At 60.4% G+C, this 22,130-nt stretch carries 16 protein-coding genes; 7 read left to right on the forward strand and 9 right to left on the reverse strand.

Going from position 1 to position 22,130, the window contains the following annotated elements:
- Positions 1–163: 163 nt before the first annotated feature.
- The 3 genes from G3N59_RS09090 to pbpC all read left to right on the forward strand — a co-directional run bounded on the left by G3N59_RS09090 (position 164) and on the right by pbpC (position 10,309).
- The gene (locus G3N59_RS09090; protein ID WP_205982230.1) at positions 164–1,252 is read left to right on the forward strand and encodes an AraC family transcriptional regulator; all 1,089 of its coding nucleotides are present in this window, start codon (positions 164–166) and stop codon (positions 1,250–1,252) included.
- A 504-nt stretch (positions 1,253–1,756) separates the two neighbouring features.
- Entirely contained in the window at positions 1,757–7,819 is a 6,063-nt protein-coding gene (locus G3N59_RS09095) for an alpha-2-macroglobulin (protein WP_205982231.1), read from the forward strand.
- Between the two features lie 87 nt (positions 7,820–7,906).
- A complete protein-coding gene (gene pbpC, locus G3N59_RS09100) occupies positions 7,907–10,309 on the forward strand; it encodes a penicillin-binding protein 1C (RefSeq protein WP_346777867.1) in 2,403 nt (800 codons plus the stop codon).
- 455 nt (positions 10,310–10,764) lie between these two features.
- Here the strand turns inward: pbpC and G3N59_RS09110 are convergent, their stop codons facing one another.
- Positions 10,765–11,391, reverse strand: coding sequence for a TetR/AcrR family transcriptional regulator (locus G3N59_RS09110; RefSeq protein WP_205982233.1), 627 nt, complete (start codon positions 11,389–11,391; stop codon positions 10,765–10,767).
- Positions 11,392–11,575: 184 nt separating this feature from the next.
- On the opposite strand from G3N59_RS09110, the gene G3N59_RS09115 reads away from it, so the two are divergent.
- Positions 11,576–11,935 carry an H-NS histone family protein gene (locus G3N59_RS09115; protein ID WP_205982234.1) on the forward strand — a complete coding sequence of 120 codons (360 nt, stop codon included), beginning with the start codon at positions 11,576–11,578 and terminating at the stop codon, positions 11,933–11,935.
- A gap of 17 nt (positions 11,936–11,952) precedes the next feature.
- On the opposite strand, the gene G3N59_RS09120 is transcribed toward G3N59_RS09115, so the two are convergent.
- From G3N59_RS09120 to rpsU, 5 genes are all read right to left on the reverse strand, one after another.
- Positions 11,953–13,617: an ATP-binding cassette domain-containing protein gene (locus tag G3N59_RS09120; protein WP_205982235.1), complete on the reverse strand. Its 1,665-nt coding sequence runs from the start codon at positions 13,615–13,617 to the stop codon at positions 11,953–11,955.
- Positions 13,618–13,777: 160 nt separating this feature from the next.
- Positions 13,778–14,110, reverse strand: coding sequence for a hypothetical protein (locus G3N59_RS09125; protein WP_205982236.1), 333 nt, complete (start codon positions 14,108–14,110; stop codon positions 13,778–13,780).
- A 146-nt stretch (positions 14,111–14,256) separates the two neighbouring features.
- Positions 14,257–14,481 carry a hypothetical protein gene (locus G3N59_RS09130; RefSeq protein ID WP_205982237.1) on the reverse strand — a complete coding sequence of 75 codons (225 nt, stop codon included), beginning with the start codon at positions 14,479–14,481 and terminating at the stop codon, positions 14,257–14,259.
- A gap of 275 nt (positions 14,482–14,756) precedes the next feature.
- Positions 14,757–14,960 carry a cold-shock protein gene (locus G3N59_RS09135; RefSeq protein WP_065065051.1) on the reverse strand — a complete coding sequence of 68 codons (204 nt, stop codon included), beginning with the start codon at positions 14,958–14,960 and terminating at the stop codon, positions 14,757–14,759.
- A 324-nt stretch (positions 14,961–15,284) separates the two neighbouring features.
- The gene (rpsU, locus tag G3N59_RS09140) at positions 15,285–15,497 is read right to left on the reverse strand and encodes a 30S ribosomal protein S21 (RefSeq protein ID WP_205982238.1); all 213 of its coding nucleotides are present in this window, start codon (positions 15,495–15,497) and stop codon (positions 15,285–15,287) included.
- Between the two features lie 315 nt (positions 15,498–15,812).
- Here rpsU and G3N59_RS09145 point away from each other — a divergent pair, with 315 nt between their 5' ends.
- Positions 15,813–16,217: a CBS domain-containing protein gene (locus tag G3N59_RS09145; RefSeq protein ID WP_205982239.1), complete on the forward strand. Its 405-nt coding sequence runs from the start codon at positions 15,813–15,815 to the stop codon at positions 16,215–16,217.
- 750 nt (positions 16,218–16,967) lie between these two features.
- Here G3N59_RS09145 and G3N59_RS09150 read toward each other — a convergent pair.
- A complete protein-coding gene (locus tag G3N59_RS09150) occupies positions 16,968–18,095 on the reverse strand; it encodes a DUF3443 family protein (protein ID WP_205982240.1) in 1,128 nt (375 codons plus the stop codon).
- Between G3N59_RS09150 and G3N59_RS09155 the strand changes: the two genes are divergently transcribed.
- A complete protein-coding gene (locus G3N59_RS09155; RefSeq protein WP_205982241.1) occupies positions 18,052–18,462 on the forward strand; it encodes a hypothetical protein in 411 nt (136 codons plus the stop codon). The two genes, G3N59_RS09150 and G3N59_RS09155, sit on opposite strands and share 44 nt — an antisense overlap.
- On the opposite strand, the gene G3N59_RS09160 is transcribed toward G3N59_RS09155, so the two are convergent.
- Together G3N59_RS09160 and G3N59_RS09165 are read right to left on the reverse strand one after the other, a co-directional pair.
- Entirely contained in the window at positions 18,452–19,024 is a 573-nt protein-coding gene (locus tag G3N59_RS09160; protein WP_205982242.1) for a DUF2844 domain-containing protein, read from the reverse strand. The genes G3N59_RS09155 and G3N59_RS09160 overlap by 11 nt on opposite strands.
- 447 nt (positions 19,025–19,471) lie before the next feature.
- A complete protein-coding gene (locus G3N59_RS09165) occupies positions 19,472–19,960 on the reverse strand; it encodes a GNAT family N-acetyltransferase (protein WP_205982243.1) in 489 nt (162 codons plus the stop codon).
- 770 nt (positions 19,961–20,730) lie between these two features.
- Between G3N59_RS09165 and G3N59_RS09170 the strand changes: the two genes are divergently transcribed.
- On the forward strand, positions 20,731–21,897 hold the full coding sequence (locus G3N59_RS09170) for a porin (RefSeq protein WP_205982244.1): 1,167 nt from the start codon (positions 20,731–20,733) through the stop codon (positions 21,895–21,897).
- Positions 21,898–22,130 lie beyond the last annotated feature (233 nt).

Consider the following 22,130-nt stretch of genomic DNA (forward strand, 5'->3'; position numbering starts at 1 on the left):
GTCAGCCGCCCTGGCGGGTTTGACCGCAGGGTGCAGGATTTGACCGCGTGGAGCAGCAGATGTAACGCAATGTAAGGCGTCATGGCAAGACCCTATGGTGCAGGCCAGCACGCGCAAGCATGATCGGCCATTCAGGAACTATTCACTGTGATCGATGCGATCGATGTCTGCGCAACCTTTGTCGGGCGCCGCACTGCGCTCCCGTACCGTATCGAATCGCCTTGCCGCCGATGTACTGGATGCGGCAGTCGCCGCTGGCGTCGGGCCTGATCTGTTTGCGCAACGTACCGGCATTTCGGCGCGCGATCTCACGGATGTCGATGGCCGTATCGATGGCGTCAGACATGCACGGTTCGTCGAATTCATGTGTTCGCTGTCACCGTCGATAGAGTGGCTGGTCGAGCGGCGCTGTGCGCTCTTTCCGCATTTTCCCGCGCTCGGCAATCTGTGTTTCAACGCGCGGACATTGCGTGATGCCATCGATGCTTTCATGCGATTCAGGCCGATCGTCGGCGAATTCGATTTTCTATTTTTCAGGGAAACCGCGGACTGGGTTCAGATCGAATATGTGGCGGAATTCATGCCGCAACATTGCCTGCAGGCGCTCGCCAATTTTCAGGTGCTGGCAACGCTGATACGCGCATACGATATGACGGGCACCACGCTGTTTCACGTGTCTCTGACCGGTCGCGCGCCTCGCAACGCACGGCTGCTTGCCGATTATTTCGGTGCGCCCATTCAATTCGAAGCGAGTGCGAATTGCATGCGTTTCGCGGCTTCGCTGCTCGATCGACCTTTTTCGCATTACAACGCGCCGCTCGCGCCTCATCTGCTCCAGCAGGCCCAGCAGAAATTGCAGCAATCGCAGCGCGGGTATCGTTTTTCCGCGAGTGTGGAGCAACTCATTACCGCGCTCGTGACCGACCCGGATAACGATATGCCCGGCACAGCCTCGTTGCTGGCGAGAGTGTGCGAACGGCTCGAGACGTCGCGCTGGACGCTGCACAGGCGTTTAAGAATCGAAGGATTGAATTTCGGCGATCTGGAGGCGCGCGTCAAACTCGATCAAGCCTGTCGTCTGCTAGGCGAGACCCAGCGCAGCCTTTCGGAGATCAGCGAAATGCTGGGCTTTTCTTCGCAGAGCGCTTTCACGCGGTTCTTCCGCAGCCGGCATCAGATGGCGCCTCAGGCTTTTCGGCAGCACCAGCAACAATGGAATGCTGTGTCGTCCTGCGAGAGCGCGCGGGCGTGAGTTGTTGCGTGATTCCAGCGGCAATAGCACGATGTTTATGTGCTGTACATCGCATGACTTTTCGTCAAGGCGCGGTAATGAAAACAATAACTCTGCGCGCCACGTCAGGATTTAAAGTGTCGTAAAATTCCGCCGAAAAGTTAGAATGGCGATTTGTTGCAAATCAGGATGATGCGCGCTGTTATTCGTATTGAATATCTGCGCGATGTGAATCATCCGCAATCTCCCATTTTGCATAATATTATTGTCGATCAAGAAAGCTTGATTGACTGTCATGTCACTGTGCCAATGATGTGAAAAGATGCACGTGGCGTTCGCGTCTTCGTAAAACAGGCCGCTTATGCAATGAATCGCATAAGCGGTCGCATATCGCCTATACAACAGAGCGCGCGCCTGAATCGATGTGGAATGACTCACGTTCGATATCTGGAGCGGCGATTCAATAGTAGTAAAAGTCAATGAAACGGGGATAAGAATTCGTGCTTGCCCCCGAAAAAGGTAAGCATGGATATCCTGCGATTGCTCTTCGTACTGCCCCTGCGTGTGCTGCGTGGCCTGTTCCATTTGATCGTGAAGATATTGCGGCCGGTGTTCGGCAGCGTCTCATGGTCGGCACCGGGCTGGGCGATTAGCACGAGCGCGGCGCTTCGCGAGCGCCCCCGATACTTTGCGGTTCGTGCGTTTGGCGCCGTTGCGTTGGCCATTGCGGCCTGGGGCGCGTGGCACTGGTATGTGCATCGCCCAAAGCCCGCCGAGCCGCAGCGCATTACGTTCCAGGCCCGGGTGCCGGCGGTGACGGATTACGTTTCAGCGGACGGCACGCCGAAGATCACCGTTCATCCGCTCGAAGTGGTCTTTTCCGGTTCGGCCGCGCCGATCGAACTCGTGGGCAAGACCGTTACCAAAGGCATCGCCATGAAACCCGCCCTGAAGGGCGAGTGGAGCTGGACGGACGATCACACGCTGCGTTTCGTGCCAGCCGCCGACTGGCCGGTAGGCGGCCATATCGAACTCGACTTCGATGTGCGCCAGGCGTTTGCTCCGCACGTACTCATGGCTGACGATCATCTGGCTTTCGATCTCGCGCCGTTCGTCGCCAAAGCCGGTAATGCGGAGTTCTATCAGGACCCGCAGAACGCCACGGCGAAGAAGACCATCATGCCGGTGAGCTTCAATTACCCGGTCGATACCGCGCAATTCGAAAAGCGCATCTCGCTCGCCCTGGCGGGCAGCGACGGCAAATTCAATACGCCGCTTAAATTCACGGTGACCTACGACGCCTACAAGCTGAATGCATGGGTTCACTCGCAGCCGCTCGATCTGCCGCGTGACGACGGCGCGGTGAAGCTGACCGTGGATAGCGGCGCACGAAGCTCGCGTGGCGGCGCCGGCATCAAAGATCCGCTGACGTCGATTGTGCGCGTACCGGGTCTGTATAGCCTCGCGGTAAATAGCGTGAGCCCGACTCTGGTCGATAACGACCGGTATGAGCCGGAGCAGGTGCTCGTCACCGAAATCAGCGGGGCGGTGCGCGGCACTGATCTCAATGGCCTGATCAAGGCGTGGGTGTTGCCAAAACGCAGGAAAGGCGTCGACCAGAAAGACGACGACCCGCCGTATGAATGGAACGCAGAAGATGTGAGCGAAGACGTCTTGCAGCATTCGCAGGCGCTGCCGCTCGAACTCGTTCCCACCGAAAGCGACTACGCAGAACTGCAGAGTTTCAAATTTCACGCGGAACCGGGGCAACGTGTCTACGTGCGCATAGCTCCCGGGCTGAAATCGTTTGGCGGCTATATGCTCGGCCAGTCTGCGCTGCAGACGTTTACCGTGCCCGACTATCCGAAGCTCCTGCACTTCATGGCCGATGGCTCGCTGCTTTCCTTGAGTGGCAGCAAGCGTATCTCGGTGGTGTCGCGCAATCTGCCGGGTATGCGACTGGAGATTGGCCGCGTATTGCCGGATCAATTGCAGCATCTGGTGAGTTTCAATCAAGGCAGCTATACGCATCCTGACCTTGGCTATAGCTTCAGTGAGGACCACATCGTCGAGCGCTTCGAGCAGAAGCGGGTGTTTCCGAAGGCAGGCCCCGGTCAGGCGCATTACGAGGGTATCGATCTTGGCCAGTATCTGACGAGCGGCAAGCGCGGCGTGTTCCTGCTGCATCTGTCGGCTTACGACCCGGTAGCCGAAAAGAAGAAGGCCGAAAAGGCCGCGCAAGCCGCGGATCAAGGCTCGGGCAATGGCAACAGCGACGGCGGCTCCAGCGACGATAACAGCACGGATGACAGCGGCGATAACGGCGGCGACGAAGCCTCGCCCACCGACACCCGCATGATCGTCATCACGGATCTGGGCATGCTGGTCAAGCGTGCGCTCGACGGCAGCCAGGACGTGTTCGTGCAGTCGATCCGCACCGGCCAGCCGGTTGGCGGCGCGACGGTATCGGTCCTCGCGCTCAATGGCCAGACCCTGTACACGCAGGACACCACGGCAGACGGCGTCGTGCATTTCCCCACCTTCAAGGGTCTCGACCGCGACAAGCGGCCGATGCTGTACGTCGTGAAAAAGGCCGACGACCTGTCGTTCCTGCCGGTGGGCGGCCAGGATCGCCAGCTCGATTTTTCGCGTTTCGATGTGGGCGGCGAGCGCAATCCGGTCAGCGAAGGCCAGTTGTCGGCGTATCTGTTTTCGGATCGCGGCATTTACCGGCCCGGCGATCTGTTTCATATCGGCGTGATCGTGCGCGCGTCGAACTGGACGCATAGCCCGTCCGGCGTGCCGCTGCAGGCGGAAATCGTCGATCCGCGTGGCATGACGGTCAAACGCATGCCGCTTGCCGTCGATAATTCCGGCTTTAGCGAACTGTCATACACGCCGTCGGAAACCGCACCCACGGGCACGTGGGCGGTGAATCTCTACATCGTGAAGAACGGCAAGACGGATGAACCGATCGGCTCGACGACCGTGCAGGTAAAAGAGTTTCTGCCGGACCGCATGAAAGTGCAGGCAAAGCTCTCGCAGCAGGTGGCCGAAGGCTGGGTCAAGCCCGATCAGCTCAAGGGCGTAGTGGATGCGCAGAATCTGTTCGGCACGCCGGCGGCGAACCGGCGCGTCGAAGCGTCCTTGACGCTGCGACCGGTCTGGCCGCAATTCCGTAGCTGGCAGGACTATCACTTTTTCGACGTGCGGCGCGCGAAAGAGGGCTACACGACCAACCTGCAGGACGGCAAGACCGACGACAAGGGCCATGCCGAATTCGATCTCGACCTCAAGAAATATGCGGACGCTACCTATCAGCTCTATTTCCTGAGCAAGGCGTACGAGGCCGAGGGCGGCCGCAATGTGGCCGCCAATGCGCAGACGCTGGTTTCCAGCGACGACTGGCTGGTGGGCTATAAATCGGTTGACGATCTCGACTACGTGAAGCGTGGCAGTCCGCGCGCCGTGCGTCTGGTCGCGATCAATCCGCAGGCGAAAGCCATCGAACTGAAAGACCTGAAGGCGCAACTGGTGGAGCGACGCTATGTGTCGGTGCTGACCAAACAGGATTCGGGCGTCTACAAGTACGATTCGCGCCTGAAGGAAGTGCCGGTGAGCGAAAACCCGCTGACGATTCCGGCCGCCGGTCTGGACTTCAAGCTGCCGACCGACAAGCCGGGTAACTATGCGCTGATCATTCGGAGTGCAGATAATACTGAAGTCAATCGGGTCGAGTATTCCGTAGCAGGCGATGCCAACGTGTCCCGTTCGCTCGACCGCAATGCCGAATTGCAGATCAATCTGAGCAAGCACGATTACGCCCAGGGCGAACCCGTCGAAATCGCAATTCGCGCGCCGTATGCGGGCAGCGGCCTGATCACCATCGAGCGAGACAAGGTCTACGCACACGCATGGTTTCATTCCGATACCACCAGTTCGGTCCAGCACATCACCGTGCCGCCGGATTTCGAAGGCAACGGCTATATCAACGTACAGTACGTGCGTGATCCGTCGTCGGACGAAGTGTTCATGAGCCCGCTGAGCTATGGCGTCGTGCCGTTCTCGGTCAATATGGATGCGCGCCGCAATCGCCTGACGCTCGACGCGCCGCCGCTGGTCAAGCCGGGACAGACGGTCACGTTCAAACTGCATGCGGGACGCCCGACCAAAGCCGTCGTGTTCGCGGTGGACGAAGGCATCCTGCAGGTCGGCCGCTACAAGCTGGGCGATCCGCTCAAGTTCTTCTTCCGCAAGCGCATGCTGGAAGTGGGCACGTCGCAGATTCTCGATCTGATCTTGCCCGACTTCGAAAAGCTGATGGCCATGGCGGCGCCCGGCGGCGATGCGGACGACGCCATCGGCAGCCAGCTCAATCCGTTCAGGCGCAAGCGCGACAAGCCCGTGGTGTATTGGTCCGGCATTGTCGATGTGGACGGCGAGAAGGACGTGAGCTACACCGTGCCCGATTATTTCAACGGCAAGCTGCGGGTCATGGCGGTGTCGGTATCGCCCGATCTGGTGGGCACGGTCGAGTCGGCCACCACGGTGCGCGGCGACTTCGTGCTGTCGCCGAATGTGCCGACCACGCTCGCGCCCGGCGACGAAGCCGAAGTCAGCGTGGGTGTCGCCAACAATCTCACCGGTGTCGGCGACAAACCGGTGCCGGTGACCGTGGCGCTCAAGACCGGGCCGCAGCTTCAGGTGCTCGGCAATGCGGCGCAGAGTGTAAATCTCGCATCCATGCATGAAGGCGTCGCGATTTTCCGCGTCAAGGCAACGCAGACGCTCGGCTCGGGCAATCTGACCTTCAGCGCGAGTTACGGCGCGAAGTCGGCGGCGCAGAGTCTCGATCTTTCGGTGCGGCCAGCCGCTGCGTATCGGGCCCAGGTCGATATTGCGCGAGTCGATCCGAACAGCAAGGCGGACGTGTCCGGCCTGCGCAAGATGTACGACGCGTACGCTTCGCGCGACGCGAGTATTTCGACCTTGCCGCTGGTGCTCTCGCAAGGCTTGACGTCCTGGCTCGTGAACGTGCAGAACTACTGCAGCGAGCAGATCGTCAGTGCGACCATGCCGCGCCTGATCGCATCGAAATGGCCGACGGTGCCTGCGCTGACCCGCGCGCTGCAGCCAGCCAATGCGATCAATGGCGGCACGCCGCAGACCAGCGACCAGGCGCTGGCGCAAACGCTCGATGTGCTGCGTTCGCGGCAGAACAGCCAGGGCGGTTTCGGCCTGTGGTCGGCCACGCCGGATGCCGAGCCTTTTGTTTCGGCCTATACGATGCATTTCCTGCTGGAAGCGCGCGAGCGCGGCGTAGCGGTGCCGGGCGACATGCTGGACGCGGGCAATCAGTATCTGCACAAGCTCGCCAGCGACGACAGCCTGGATTCGCTCGATTTGCTGCGTCAGCGTGCCTATGCCGTCTATCTGCTGACGCGTCAGGGTAATGTGACGACCAACGATCTGGCCGCCGTGCAAAAGCGCCTCCAGGAAGCGTTCCCGAACGACTGGAAGAACGATCTGGCGGCGGCGTGGCTGGCGGCTTCGTACGAACTGCTCAAGCAGGACAAGGAGGCCAGCAAGCTGATCGCGGGGCCGCAGCGCGAACTCGAGGGCAAGGCGGATGCGTCGAAGTTCGCCTACGGCTACTACACCGATCCGCTCACGCGCGACGCGAGCACGCTCTATCTGTTGTCGAAGTACTTCCCCGACAGGGCGAAGGCGCTTTCGCCGCAGGTCATGGAGAACATCGCCGGGCCGCTGGCGCGCAACGAGTTCAACACGCTATCGGCGGCCATGACGGTGCTCGCGCTCGATGCCTATGCGAGCGTCAATGCCGCCGGGCTGGATAAACTCGCCATCGACGAAGTACGCGCCGACGGCACGCTCAAAGCGTTTTCGAGCTTGCAGGCCAACGTCTTGCAGGCCGGTAGCTGGAGCGCGGGCGCAACCCGGCTGCGCTTCATCAACGGCAGCGGCATGCCGGCGTGGCGTGTGACCAGTCAGGCCGGTTACGACCGCGGCGCACCGGACAAGGCGATCAAGGACGGGCTCGAAATCGTGCGCGACTACACCGATGCCAATGGCAAACCGCTCGACAGCATCAAGCCTGGGCAGGAGATCGAAGTCCACGTGAAGATCCGTGCGACCGAAGACGATGAAGTCGATAACGTGGCGATCGTCGATTTGCTGCCGGGCGGCTTCGACCCGGTGATCGAGCCGCCGCCCGCGCCCGCGCCGCAGGACGACAGCAATAGCGCTCAGGCGGAGCAAGGCGATCAAGGCGGCGATACAGGCAACAACGGCAACGCCGACGCCGATGGTTCGCAACCCGCACCGTGGCGCTCGCCGATCGGCCTCGCGAGTTCGACGTGGCAACCCGAGTACGCCGATATCCGCGAAGACCGCGTCGTGATCTACGGCACGGCGACGAAGGACGTCAAGGAATTCGTCTATCGCATCAAGGCCAGCAACGCCGGCAAGTTCATCGTGCCGCCGGCATTCGGTGAGTCGATGTACGATCGCCGGATTCAGGCGCGCTCGCCGGGCGGCGCTGTGCTCACGGTCGTGCGCCAACCCTGAACCGTGCTGCCACACGTCCGAAGCGAAAGCTGACGACGTGTGGCAGCCGCGCTGAAGTCATTCCTGTTTTCCTTGAATTTCCCCATTGTGTCTTTGCTTCGTTCCTCGTTGCGTGCGTGCGGCCGCTGGATTGATCGCTGGCAGAACTGGCTGGTTGCTGTGCTGCTTGTCGCGGGCGTGCTGCTGGGTTGCCGGTTGTGGCCGCATCCTTCGTTGCAGGGCTGGAAGCCCAGTTCCACCGCGGTCTACGACGATCGCGGCCGCTTGCTGCGCCTGACGCTGGCAAGCGATGACCGTTTTCGCCTGTGGGTGCCGCTCAAGGACATGTCGCCGCAACTGGTGGACGGCGTGCTGCTGCATGAGGACCGCTGGTTCCGCTGGCATCCCGGCTTCAATCTGTATGGTCTCGCGCGCGGGGCGTGGGTCACCTACGTGCGGCACGGCAACCGCCAGGGTGGCTCGACCGTCACCATGCAACTGGCGCGTTCGCTCTGGCAACTCAACACGCGCACGCCCTGGGGCAAACTCGGGCAGGTGGGACGTGCGATCGAGCTCGAACTGTTCTATTCGAAAGCGCAGATTCTCGAGGCTTATCTGAACGATGCGCCCTATGGGCGCAATGTCGAAGGCGCGGGGGCCGCGAGCATCGCGTACTTCAACAAACCGGTAGGCGATTTGAGCTTGCCGGAGGCCTTGACGCTTGCGGTGATTCCGCAGGACCCCGCCCGTCGTCTGCCGAGCGTGCCGACGCAGACGGCCGACGGCGGCGCGCAAGTGATCAACCGGCAACTCGCGACATCGCGCAATCGTCTTTACGCCCGCTGGCTCAAGGGGCATCCGCAGGACGCGGCGCTCAAGCCGCTGTTCGATCTGCCGCTGAATATCCGGCCGTTGTCACGTTTGCCGTTCGAAGCGCCGCATGCGGTAGAGCAGGTGCTGGCGGCTCGCCGCATGGACGGCGACGACCGCGAATCGCGTGTGCGGACGACGCTCGATCTGGATCTGCAGCATATTCTCGAACGGCAGATCACCCGCTACGTGGCGCGCAATAACGGTATCGGGATTCGCAATGCGTCGGCGATGCTGGTCGATACGCGCGATATGGGCATCAAGGCACTGGTCGGCTCGGCGGACTTCTTCAACCGCTCGATCCAGGGGCAGGTCAACGGCACGCAGGCGCGGCGCTCGCCGGGTTCGGCGCTCAAACCGTTTATTTACGCATTGGGATTCGATCAGGGCGTGCTGCATCCGCAGACCGTGTTGCGCGATGTGCCGACTTCGTTCGGCCCGTACACGCCGGAGAATTTCGACGGCCATTTTCTCGGACCGATCACGGCCACCGACGCACTGAACCGCAGCCGCAATATTCCGGCCGTGTGGGTGGCCTCGCAATTGCATCAGCCCGATCTGTATCAGTTCCTGCAGCAAGCGGGCATTGGCCACATGGCGAGCGAGCAGCACTACGGGCTTGCACTGGTGCTCGGCGGCGGCGAAGTGACGATGCAGGAACTGGCCGGCCTGTACGCGATGCTCGCCAATCGCGGCGAACTGAAGCCCTTGCGACTGCGCGCCGGCGATCCTCAGGTGGCCGGCACGCGCATGCTCAGCGACGAGGCGAGCTTCATGGTCATGGACATGCTGCGCCAGCATCTGCGGCCTGACGAGACCACTGGGGCGCAACCGTCGCATCTGCCGGTCTACTGGAAAACCGGCACGTCATGGGCGTTTCGCGACGCGTGGACTGCGGGCATCTTCGGCCCCTATGTGCTGGTGGTCTGGGTGGGTAATTTCGATAGCACCGGCAATCCGGCGTTCGTCGGCGTGGATGCGGCTGCGCCGCTGTTTTTCCAGATCGTCGATGGTCTGGAAGCCGAGCGGCCGCAACTGGCTGAACCGTTTCGCCCCAGGCCGGCCAATCTCAAACGCGTGCAGATCTGTCTGGCGAGCGGCGATCTGCCCAACCAGTGGTGCCCGCAACGTGGCTGGACCTGGTTCATTCCGGGCAAATCGCCGATACGCGTGAGCAACGTGCATCGTCCGGTGGTGATCGACGATGCGACGGGACTGCCGGCCTGTCCGCCTTATACGGACAAGCATGTGCATGAGGAAGTGTTCGAATACTGGTCTTCCGATCTGCAGCAGGTGTTTGCGCAAGCGGGTATTCCGCGCCGCAAACCGCCGCAAAATCCGCAGTGCCGCGATGCGGGCACACCCGACGGCGCGCCGCCGCAGATCACCTCACCGGTGCGCGGCAGCACGTATGCGTTGCGCCTGAAACAGATCGGTCAGCAGCGCATTGCGTTTAGCGCCATCACCGATGCCGACGCGCACACGCTGTACTGGTTCGTCAACGACGCCTATGTGGGCCGCAGCGACCCCGGCGCCGCGCTGTACTGGCAGCCGCGCACGGCGGGCAGCTACACCGTGCGGGCAATCGACGATCATGGGCGTGTCGATCAACGCATGCTGGCAGTGAGTTTGCTGGAGTGAGGGGGAATCAGCTGCCCGCTGCGATTATCGCCTTCGTCGGATTCCAGAGCCTGTGAAGCAGATTGTTTTCGTCGTTGTGTTTTTCGACCACGGTATTTGCGATCGACTGTCACAACTTGCCCGGGGGAATCGGGCCCGACGCCGCGCAAGCCGGTCTGCAATGTGCGGAACAGGATCGTGCAATAGCCGACCGTGCACTTAACGACACGTATAAAAAATTGCGTGCACAACTAAACAATAATCGGGAAGCGCAGACGTCCATGACAGACTCATTGCTGGCGGCGCAACACGCATGGCTTGTTTACAGGAATACGGAATGCGATTTCCGCGCGAGCCTGAGTGACGCGGCGCCTCAGTGGCTCGCGGTCAATCGTAAAGAGTGCCTGACGGAATTGACGACTGCCCGAGTCAAGATACTCGAGGACTATCTGGAAGATACGCAATAAAAATCGAACTCAGCGCACCGGCGGCGCAGCAGCCAGCAGGCCGCGCAAGAACATCATGATCATGCGTCCAATGGGCGCTTCGGCGAGCAGCGTTCGCTGCAATGCGAGTCCTTGCGAGAGCCCCATGAAGGACGCAGCCAGCACAGCGGGCGATTCTGGCGGCACCTTTTTCATTCTGGCGAAAATCTGCGTGATGCACCAGGCAAGGCCATCGCGGTGAGCGTTCAGGAGTTCTTCCGAGGCCGCAGCAAACACGGGGCTGCGCCGGCCTTGAAGCTTGAACTCCACGCCCAGCACCGACCACTCGGGTTCAGCGTCAAGCGTCTGCGCCCAGATCTCCAGCGCGTTCAATATGTCTTCTGCCGAGGCCGATGGGTCACTGAGCGCCCGCGCAATATCGGTGACTTGCGTCGTTGAGCGCTCTCGCATCAATTCCACGAACAGCTCTTCTTTGCTGGCGAAATTCGAATAGAAAGCACCTTGCGTATAACCAGCCTCGGACGCAATGTCCCTGAGCGATGTTGCGCCGAATCCTCGCTCGACGAATAAGCGCTTTGCAGCAGCAAGCAAATGGGTTCGAGTCTGCAATCGACTGGCTTCGCGGCTCAACCGCGGTGGGGAGGACGCCGCTTTCATGGCCGCAAGGATATCAGTTGATATTTAAATTTCAAATGGATATTATTACATTCACATATCAATTGATACGTGAATGTAAGGGTTGCGTCCCTGTGAGGCAGGGCGCGGGTATCGGCAAAAGACTGGGTGTGCGATGCAGGGTGTGCAATGCACTAACCAGTGCCATGAATTACGGAAAGCGAGCATGAACAGCAAGGTGAGCGTGTTGAAGCAGCAACTCGTGCGACTCGATGAGCGAATTTCAGTCGCCTGGCAACAGGAGCAGAAAGCTGCGATCGAGCACATCCGCCAGGTCATGAACTTCTTCAACCTTGTGCCGAATCAGTTGCGTGTCGACCGGCGCGGCCGCTATAACACCCGACCGCTTCAGATGAAGTATCAGGACCCCGTCACCGGCGCGACATGGACCGGCCGCGGACGCGCGCCGTCGTGGATACGGAACAAAAGCTATAACGACTTTCTGGTCCCTCAGCCCAATGGCGTTGAGACAGACGCGAGAGGGCGTTCGAATCGATCGAACGCCTCTGACGAAATCCTGCGCTGAACTGCTTACACCGCCCTTTACGCCGCGTCAGCCTGCTCGCGCATACGACGGGCTTCGTCGCGCAGGAATTGCTGGTAATCGTCCAGATCGCCATCGAAGGGTTCGACGCCGCCCTTGGTGACCAGCCAGAACTCGTCGCAGACCGCGCGCAGCAGCGCCCGGTCGTGACTGACCAGCATCACCGTGCCCTCGAATTCATTGAGCGCCATGGCGAGCGCTTCGCGCGTAGCGAGGTCGAGGTGGTTGGTCGGTTCGTCGAGCAGCAGCAGGTTGGGGCGCTGCCACACGATCATGCACAGCACGAGGCGCGCCTTTTCGCCGCCGCTCATCGTGTGAACGGCCTGGTGCACCGTGTCGCCGCTGAAATTGAAGGTGCCGAGGAAGGTGCGCAGCGATTGTTCCGTGCCGCTCTGACCCGGCGCGCGCATGCTCGGCGGCGTGTCCCTGGCAAGGCGGATCATGTGCTCCATCGGCGTGTCTTGCGGGCGCAGGACGTCGAGTTCCTGCTGCGCGAAATAGCCGATGTTCAGGCCCTTGCCCTCGCTGATTTCACCGGCAATCGGCTTCAGCGCATGCGCGACCGTTTTCACCAGCGTCGACTTGCCCTGGCCGTTGGCACCGAGAATGCCGATGCGCTGCCCGGCCAGCACGGAGCGATTGATGCCCCGCACGATGACCGTAGGCGGCGTGCCCGGCGCTGCGTCTTCCGGCGCGGGATAACCGAAACTCGCGTCGAGCATCGACAACAGCGGGTTCGGGACGTTGAGCGGCTCCTTGAACTCGAAGTTGAACTCGGCTTCCGCAAGCACCGGCGCGATCTTCTCCATGCGTTCGAGCGCCTTGACGCGGCTCTGCGCCTGCTTCGCCTTCGAGGCCTTGGCCTTGAAACGGTCGATGAACTTCTGCAGATGCGCGATCTTGTCCGCCTGTCTGGCGAGCGCGGCCTGCTGCAACTCCAGCTGCTCGGCGCGCATGTCTTCGAACTTGCTGTAGTTGCCGCCGTAGCGCACGAGCTTGGCGTTGTCGACGTGCACGGTCACCTGCGTGACCGCGTCGAGGAATTCGCGGTCGTGGCTGATCACCACGAGCGTGCCCTGATAGCGTTTGAGCCAGGCTTCCAGCCAGACCAGTGCATCGAGGTCCAGGTGGTTGGTCGGTTCGTCGAGCAGCAGCAGGTCGGACGGGCACATCAGCGCGCGCGCCAGTTGCAGTCGCATGCGCCAGCCGCCGGAGAAACTGCTGACCGGCTGGTCAAGCTGCGCGGCCGTAAAGCCGAGTCCCTGAATCAGCGCCTGGGCGCGTGCGGACGCATCGTGCGCGCCGGCGTCGTGCAGGGCCATGTAGGCGTGCGCCATGCGCATGCCGTCGTCGCTGGCCTCGGCGGCGGCGACTTCGGCCTGCGCGGCCAGCAGGACGGTGTCACCCTCGACCACGAAGTCCGTCGCGCCTTGCTCGGTCTCCGGCATATCCTGCGCGACCTGGCCCATTTTCCAGGCAGCCGGGATCGAGAACTCGCCGCTGTCTTCGTGCAGCGTGCCGTTGAGAAGCGCGAAGAATGACGATTTGCCGGCGCCATTGCGGCCGACCAGACCGATCTTTTCGCCAGGGGTAAAGGTGACGGAGGCGCTGTCGAGCACGACCTTGACGCCGCGGCGCAGCGTGACATTACGGACGGAAATCATAAGAAGCTACTTCGGAGAGGAATGGCATGATAGCCGACCGGGCGCGCGGGGCGGTCTCTTTTCTGAGCCGCCTGCGCTTGACGGCCGTTTTGGCCGCGTTTATTGGTCGTGCTTATTGGCCATGATTATCGGCGACAAGGCAGGCCTCACCGGAAGCGCTTCAGTCGGCAGCGAGATACCCAGGCGTTTCCGGAAGGTACTGGGTTTCGCTTTGTTCCGCTTCGATGAAAGCCGTGAAATCGGCTGCCTGCAGTGCCGCGGTATCGGCACTCGCGAGCGGACGTTTTCGCATGGCCTGGCTCAGGATATAAGGCGCGTGCTGATAGAAGAGTTCGAGTTGCCGCGCATCCGATGCGCGAGGCGCGAGGCCAAAAACTTCCTCGAGCGCCCGGCGTGAGAGATGAAAACGCTGAAGTCCGCGAATGACGCGGACCTGAAACACCACCCCATCACTGTTGTGAGGGATTGCAGCCCAAACCAGCGCGCTGCCCATGACGAGCCCCCATTCGGCGACAAACCTGATTTAAAGTTCGTTGCTTGATGATGGCTCGCGAAAAATCCGTTTCAAAAATACGATGACCTGACTTTGGTATTTTCACCACACATGGCGAGTGAGTTTGAAGTCAGGCGGAAATCGCGTTATCCGCGCGTATCGACCCAGTTGCGCGCCCAGCGTGTCGAGTGCTGCAGCGCCTGTTCTTCCGTTGCGAAGTAGTCGAGCGAATAGAACTGATAGCAACCGTCGGCGTGCGCACTATTGGTGCGTTCGAGCATCAGGTTGGATGAAAAGCATCCGTCGGCCAAACGATGCGCGGACGGTGTAACGGCATAGCCGTTGTATTGGTGAATTTGATTGGTTTGCATTTTAATTTTATTAGTATCCGAATGCGCGTGTGTCGTGCGATACGAGCACAGGCGAGCCGATTCAAAGCCACTGCGAGCCGAATCTGGAGTAATCGGAAAACAAAAAGGCGTGAGAGCCGAAGGGGAGAATGAGGTGCAACGAGGCGTATGGCGTCGGGCCAAGCTGCTCGATACATGGCAGCCGAGGGCGATCGCGCCAACTTTGGGAGACTTATGCTCCGCGAGGGTGTCGCTGCAACCCGGCGTCCGTTGTCGGAAGCCGGGTCCTTCAAACTTTACAGCGGCTTGATGTTAGCCGCTTGCAGACCCTTCGGGCCTTGCTTCGTTTCGAAGCTCACTTTCTGGTTTTCAGCGAGCGTCTTGAAGCCGTCGGTCTTGATTTCCGAGAAATGAGCGAACAGGTCGTCGCCACCCTTGTCCGGGGTGATGAAGCCAAAGCCCTTGCTGTCGTTGAACCACTTAACGGTACCGGTTTCCATGGAAAATCCTTGAGGTAAAAAATACGAAAGTTCGCTCAATAAAAGAGAGCGTGTGAAGCGACAAGGAGGGAGGTGACCACGAATACCGCTGAGGAGCGAGCAATTGATGAACAGCAATCGAACTTCTTGACCTTCGAACGACACACTAACCGCATGAGCGTATCAGCGTCAAGAATTATCTTGTAACTGTTCCGCCGAGCGTTCGTTCGGGTCAATGAGCGATGCGGCCCCCATTGCCCGCGCGCCTCATCGGGCGCGGCATGTGTGCAACCCTGCTTGCGCGATGGGCGGCCGCTTTATCAGGGCCGCGCTCCATCGCTTCGATCAGTAGCGCTTTTTCGGCGGCATCGACCGCTTGGCCAGCTTGCGCACGCGTGCGACCGCAGCCGCCTTCTTGCGCTTGCGTTCGGTCGTAGGCTTTTCATAGGCCGTGCGGGAACGCAGTTCCTGAATCAGGCCAGTGCGCTCGATTGCGCGACGGAAGCGGCGCAGTGCGACGTCCACGGGTTCGTCGGGTTTCAGAATTACGGTAGTCAACTCATTCCTTTGTTGAGATCCGGCAGCAGGGAAAAGGGCGATGTTGATGCCATTTTCCCTGACTGGCAGCGATCAGGCGGATCGTGGTGAGCAGCAGAGACGCTGGTGCTTGCACCTCGCAGCGCCGCAAGTGTAGCAATTGTTGCTGCTTTCGCGTGGAGTAATCGACCGGATGTGGCGTTCGGCGCGGGTGCGGGGCCTTAAAATGGGTCCAAAACCTCGATGGCAGGGATCGCGCCGGCACCGCGTTCCGGTGGCCGACGTCGGCGGTACGTTCAATTTATAGCGGATAAACAGCAGCGGAGAAGACGGGCAATGAAAATGGCAGACCTCATGACCACGCGCCTGGTCACGGTGGGTTTCGACGACACGCTTGAAACCGTCAAGGAGATCTTTGAGCAGACCGGGTTTCATCACCTGCTGGTGGTCGAGGACAGAAAGCTGCAAGGTGTGGTGTCCGATCGAGACCTCCTGCGCGCGTTGAGCCCGTTCATTGACAGCGTGGTGGAGACGAAGCGGGATCTGGGGACACTGGCGAGGCGCGTTCATCAGATCATGAGCCGAAAGCCGCTGACACTCGGCGCGGACGCCGGGGTGGAAGAAGCGATCGAGTTATTTCTCGAGAATTCGATTTCGTGTATTCCCATCGTGAACGCTGAATTCGTTCCGATCGGCATTGTGAGCTGGCGGGATATTCTGCGGTCTTATCCGCGTCAGTAAGGAATCGCCGGCCACCTCGTTCGTTCTGAAACAAGGGCACGGACGCGAGGCGTTTGATGCTGCTAAGGTTAAACGTGTCGCGTCGGCAAACCAGAGCGCGGTCGCACGCGACGACGTCCAGTCAACCGGCGAAGGAGAGGCTATGAGGAAGCTTGTGACGCTTGCGATCACGGTCGCAGTAGCCAGTTCATTGAGTGGGTGTTTCTGGGGCCCGCCACCTGGCGGAGGACCCGGCGGTCCTGGCGGACCCGGAGGCGGCCAGGGTGGCCCCGGTGGAGGAGGTCCAGGCGGCCCCGGTGATGGTCCCGGTCCTCACGGGGCAATCGTCGTGCCGCATGTAGATCGGGCGGTCTGACCGCAAAACCGGAGCCGGCAAGGTGCCAGGCGCAGAGGCGTTCAGTGCAGCGAACGCCGATTCTGCGTGGAAATGGACTCAGCGTGTGAGTCGCCTGTCACCTTGAGCGGCACCTCGCCAATACCCATCGCCCCATCGCGCGTTCGATGAGTAGCTTGTCGCCCTCGGCGCCACCTCGCAGGCCTGCAGATCGCGAACATTCCTGGACAGGACGAACTGACTTTTCAAAGGCAGAAAGCGCAGTAAATCCTTTAACCAGCGCGGCTTTTCATAGTCGGGCATGGCGTCGTTTAAAGCATGCCCATTAAATCCGCCCATAAAACCGGCTAATCGCCGGCAGTAAGGCCGCCAGGGCGCGACGTCCCGGACCCTGGCACCCCAACCGCCATCCATCGTTACGCGCCGTTCGATCCGAAAGCAGCGGATGCATCGCCGGCACCCGACGAACTTTCATTCGTGATCACCACATAGCGGCCATAAAAGAACGGCATGCCGAAATCGAGGCCGTCCTCGACGAGACCGTACACGCCGATATCGTTGAACGCATAGACGCCGCTGCTGCTCAGCAGCGTATTCACATTGCCGACCTTGAACGTGCCGGTATAGGAGCCGCTGGAACTGCTGGCGCCGCTGTTGGGCGCGAACGTCACGGATTCGGTCTGCACCGACGACGGACAGTAATAGCCGCTATAGGTGCCCGTGCACTGCGTCAGCGAGCTGTCCTGGAAGTACAGGAAGTTCGTGCCGGAGTCGATGAAGCTGTACTGGTTGGCGGTGCCGCCGTAGGTTGCGGTGAACTCGAAGTTCGCGTCGAGCGCAATCGTGCTCAGCGACGTCAGCGTATTGTCCGACTGCGTGCCGACGCCGAGATAGAGCGTTCCGGTCGCGCTTGCCTGGCCGCTGTCCGACACGCTCGGCATCGAAAGGACGATGCCGTTATTGTCGTTGGTGAGCATGCTGACCGGATTGGTCACCTGCTGGGTCAAAGGCACGGCGCTCTCCGTCGAGCAACCCGAGCCGCCCGAACAGGCGTAGTAGAGCGGCAGCGCGCTGCTCGCGCACGATTGCCCGCAGTCGCGGATCTGCCCTTGCACGCCCAGAATGCCGTACGCGCCCAACTGGCTGACGGTGCCCATGTTCGTACCGGCGCTCGCGCATGACGACGGCGCCGAACCAGCCGCCGAATCGGCGATCACCTCGATCGGCACGCTCGACGCCGTCTCGCTGCCCAGTTCCACATCGGCCAGACGCACCGAGCCCCAGGTATAGCCGCTGACGAACTGGCTGCATTCATCGATGTAATAGCCCGACGACGACAATTGCTCGCGGCTCATGCCGGCCAGCGTCGTCGAACTCAGCTTCGACGCCAGCACGCGCAGGCCGGTGGAACCGGTATCCAGCAGCACGTGATCGATCGTGTCGCAGGTACTGGTGCCGGGCGCGCAGACGGTCACCGTGACGAAGGGCAGGTTCGGGTAGTTGCTGAGGCTTTTCTCCACCGTCACCGTCATCGAGTTGCTCACGCTCGCGGATGCCGTCGTCCCCGTCGAGGTCGATGAGCTTGACGAACTCGATGAACTCGACGAGTCGCTCGAACTGGAGGAACTGCTTGAGCCGTCCGACGATCCGCCACCGCCGCAGGCCGCCAGTGCAAGCACCAGACCACACGCTGCGATCCGGGCGACAGTGCGACGCGGCGCCAGTACGAACGCGCGTTGGAACGAGGCGCGGCTGGCAGGAAAAGGACTCGCCAGCAGCGCGATAGCGCAGGCGAATACCGCGAGGAAAGACATTGTCGTCATGACTGGACTATGGCGAGAAAAACGAAAGCGGAAGAGGACACCGGCCGCGCAAAGGCAGCGCGTTACCGATGCGTCAGTTACTGGATGACCGACGTGCTGAGGTCGGTCGGCAACAGTGACGGCAGCCAGGCGCGGCCGTGGAAGTGCCGTTGATGGCCTTGCACCTGCACGACGAAATCATCGGTGCTGATATTCACGCCACCGTTGCGCTGCCGGTTGGTCTGGCTTTGCAGCGCGGCCACGTATTCGGAGAAGATCGTGCTACCCATGAAGGTGCGCAGATCGGGAATGAAGGGACCGTCCCACGCCAGCGCGAACACCGTGCCGTCGACATTCAGGTATTCGCGTTCGGTCACGCCGTTGTCGAGCGTCGATTCGCGCACCGTGTACGTGGTGGAGGTGCTGGTGGACGAGGCCGTAGACGTGCTGCTCGTGGCCTTCAGCGCGACGGCTTCGGAGGTCCGCACGCTGGTCATCGGCAATGTCGGCTGACCGCCGAGCGCGGCATGGGCGCCGGCGCAGAACACGCTGCCCGATACCAGCACGGCGACCAGCACGGCGATCTGCGCCGCGGCCCGCGTGGTCGCGGACGTATGAGGGACGGCGGGCATGACGGCTGACACAGCCGCCGCACAACGCAAGCGATTCACGGGAATCTCTCCTGACAAACGGGAAACGGGATGATAAATACGCTATTTTTGTTAGCGCGCTCATCGCTGCGGCGAATGCCGGCTTTCGATGGGCGCGACGCTATTTTTCGCGCGATATTCGAATTGTCGATGTCAACAATGACGATTCAATGTTGCATGCAGCCGGAAATCCGGCTGCAGCGGCGCAATATTAATTGAGCATGCAACGAATCGCGCGATTCTACACAAGAAGAATCATTCATTCAGCCCCAGAAAACCTGACTTATCGCTGATGATCGGATATTCCACCTACCCAAAGCGCTTCAGCGTCTGGAATATCTTGAGAAGCGCATCCAGATAAAAGGATCGGGGATTCTTCCGCTGCGAAATCGATCGATATAGCGGTATTTATCGAGGCGTTCCTTACTTTGTCTTTCCTGCCGGCCTGCGGGCCGTCGCGCGTTGTGTCTAATCAGCCAGGAAGCGATGCATGACGTAGGCGTCGACATAGCCCAATTTGGGGTGGCGAAAAACGCTGGGCAGTGTTCCCACAATCGAAAAGCCCAGTTTCTGCCAGAGAGCGACCGCAGCCGTATTGGTGCTGACCACAAAGTTGAATTGCATCGCCTCATAGCCGGCCTTGCGGGCCTCCTGCAGGCAGTGCAATCCCAATCGCTGACCAATGCCTTTGCCGCTGTGACCAGGCGAGACCATGAACGACGCGTTGGCGACGTGGTTGCCCAGGTCACGCGTATTGGGAATCAGCTTATAGAAGCCGACGATCTGGCCATCCTCCTGCGCTACATAAGAGACAACGCCGGGTCCGAACCAGTAGGCAAAAGCGTCCTCGTACGATGTATCGGGGGCAAATACATACGTGTCCCCGGCGCTGATCACTTGCTGGAAAATCGGCCAGATGGCTTCAAAATCGGATTCGACTGCCGGGCGGATATTCATACAGGGCGTGGTTCCTTTATTTCGAGTCTGCTGAGGGGCTCAACGCGGTCGTGCGCAACCTTGCTGGCGCAGGATCGTCCCGGCCAATGGGCCGCATCACGCGCGGCTGGGTCGAGTCTAGCACCCTCAAAATGGCCGGTTGACTGCCTGAAAAGCGACCGACGCCGCCACGCGCGGCCTGCCTGTTCGTCGATGCCCCATTTCAATCGCGGTCCGACCCGATCGGGTGTCTTTGACCGACTGCGCAGATCTTGCTGACGCTCTCTCTTGGTGTTTTCTCCTATAGCGGAAATTTCGCCAAAATGTCCTTGCATCAAACGAGATTTACTTCTATCAAACAAATTTTGACGCCAAATTTTGTTCCTGATATCGTTTCTTTACGTGGGAAGGGGGCAGGTCGCCACGCACGCAGAAGAGACGTTTTTCTACGTGATCGACGGTGAAATGTCGCTGGAACTGGCAGGCAGGGCGAGTGCGCCGGGAGCAGAAGATCCGGCTCATGATCAGTCCACGGTGCGGTAACAACGTGGGTAAACAAGCGGTTGTCATTCAGCGAATGACGCGGCTGTTCCAGTTGGGAGACACAGGTAGCGACGCGTGGCGCTTGCCTGCATAAAATTGTAAGGATGGCGAAGTGAATAAGTTGCATCGGCTGCGGTCGTCAATATGACGCTGGCCATTGCGACTTGAGGCGACGTGCACTCTGTGCGCCGTCATCTGCATTAAAAAACCATTTCAATCAAATAATTACATCAGGCAGTGGAACACAGATGAAGAACAACAACATCAAACTCAGCGTTATCGCTGTGGCTGCTTTCGCAGCATCCTCGGCAGCCATGGCGCAGTCGTCGGTCACGTTGTACGGCATGCTCGACGCAGGTATCGGCTATACCTCGAACGTCGGCGGTCACAGCAAGGTGAGCCAGGACGGCGGTGCGGCAGGTTCGAACAAGTGGGGCCTCAAAGGACAGGAAGATCTCGGTGGCGGCCTCAAGGCAGTCTTCAAGCTCGAAAATGGTTTCAACATCGGCACCGGCAAAATTAACGGCCAGGGTCCTATTGGCTCCACGCGTTCGCTGTTCAACCGTCAGGCTTACGTAGGCCTCGCATCGGACGAATACGGTACGGTGCGTCTGGGTCGCCAGATCGACGCTGTGACGGAAATGATTCAAGGCCTCACGGGCGACGGCATTTCGGCAGCGGCATTCTCGACCCCGGGCGATGTCGACAACAACGACAACACGACGAACCAGAACAACGCCGTCAAGTACATTTCGCCGGTTTTCCACGGCTTGCAGGTTGAAGGCGCGTACTCGTTCGGTGGCGTTGCCGGCGCAATGGGCTCGGGCCAATCGTGGTCGGTGGCAGCGGATTACGTTCAAGGCGGCCTGACCGCGGCTGGCGGCTACTTCCGTGCCGTGAATCAAGGCGAGAGCGGCTGGGAAAACGCAACGGCACAGCCGTCGTTCGGCGGCGCGCTGGGCTATCCGAGCTCGGGCTACTACGGCGGCAATGCGTTCAAGAGCGCGGGCATTGCGCAAGTCGCGGGTCAATACCAGTTCGGTCCGTACACGGCTGGCCTGCGTTACTCGAACGCACAGTACGAGGGTTTCAACGGTCAACCGTCGATTCACTTCAACGTGTTCGCAGGTCTTCTGCAGTATCAGGTCACCCCGGCGCTTTCGCTGGCGACCGAATACACGTACGTCTACGGTTCGGCGGCCACGCCTGATCAATCGACCCAGGGCCGCACGATGGCCTCGATCAACCAGGTGTCGCTGGGCGCTACGTATGCGCTGTCGAAGAGCACCTCGGTCTATGTGATGGGTGCCTATGTTCACGCATTGGGCGCTCAGGCATCGGTTGCTGACTTTGGTAACACCGCATCGGGTGGCAACCAGATTCAAGCCAATATCGGCATGTATCACGCCTTCTAATCTAATCGCTAGTGCAGGATGCCGGAGTCATGTTTGCATGACTCCGGCACAGAAGCTCTGCGCGATTGAACCTCGGCTGTCCTGACTGGCATCGACCCGGAATAACCATGAAAGAAAACAACCTGTTGCGTGCAGCACGAATGACCTCGCTCGTGGCGCTCGCAGCGGCATCGATTGCAGGCGCGCCGCTCGCGCACGCCGGCAGCATCCCGAACAAGACGCTCGTCTACTGC

This window comes from Paraburkholderia sp. Ac-20340, from assembly GCF_017104965.1.
GTDB lineage: Bacteria > Pseudomonadota > Gammaproteobacteria > Burkholderiales > Burkholderiaceae > Paraburkholderia.

Excerpts from the sequence above, each read along its gene's own strand:
- G3N59_RS09090 (WP_205982230.1), top strand. The coding sequence starts at position 164 with ATGTCTGCGCAACCTTTGTCGGGCGCCGCACTGCGCTCCCGTACCGTA.
- G3N59_RS09095 (WP_205982231.1), top strand. The coding sequence starts at position 1,757 with ATGGATATCCTGCGATTGCTCTTCGTACTGCCCCTGCGTGTGCTGCGT.
- G3N59_RS09110 (WP_205982233.1), bottom strand. The coding sequence starts at position 11,391 with ATGAAAGCGGCGTCCTCCCCACCGCGGTTGAGCCGCGAAGCCAGTCGA.
- G3N59_RS09115 (WP_205982234.1), top strand. The coding sequence starts at position 11,576 with ATGAACAGCAAGGTGAGCGTGTTGAAGCAGCAACTCGTGCGACTCGAT.
- G3N59_RS09120 (WP_205982235.1), bottom strand. The coding sequence starts at position 13,617 with ATGATTTCCGTCCGTAATGTCACGCTGCGCCGCGGCGTCAAGGTCGTG.
- G3N59_RS09125 (WP_205982236.1), bottom strand. The coding sequence starts at position 14,110 with ATGGGCAGCGCGCTGGTTTGGGCTGCAATCCCTCACAACAGTGATGGG.
- G3N59_RS09130 (WP_205982237.1), bottom strand. The coding sequence starts at position 14,481 with ATGCAAACCAATCAAATTCACCAATACAACGGCTATGCCGTTACACCG.
- G3N59_RS09135 (WP_065065051.1), bottom strand. The coding sequence starts at position 14,960 with ATGGAAACCGGTACCGTTAAGTGGTTCAACGACAGCAAGGGCTTTGGC.
- G3N59_RS09145 (WP_205982239.1), top strand. The coding sequence starts at position 15,813 with ATGAAAATGGCAGACCTCATGACCACGCGCCTGGTCACGGTGGGTTTC.
- G3N59_RS09165 (WP_205982243.1), bottom strand. The coding sequence starts at position 19,960 with ATGAATATCCGCCCGGCAGTCGAATCCGATTTTGAAGCCATCTGGCCG.
- G3N59_RS09170 (WP_205982244.1), top strand. The coding sequence starts at position 20,731 with ATGAAGAACAACAACATCAAACTCAGCGTTATCGCTGTGGCTGCTTTC.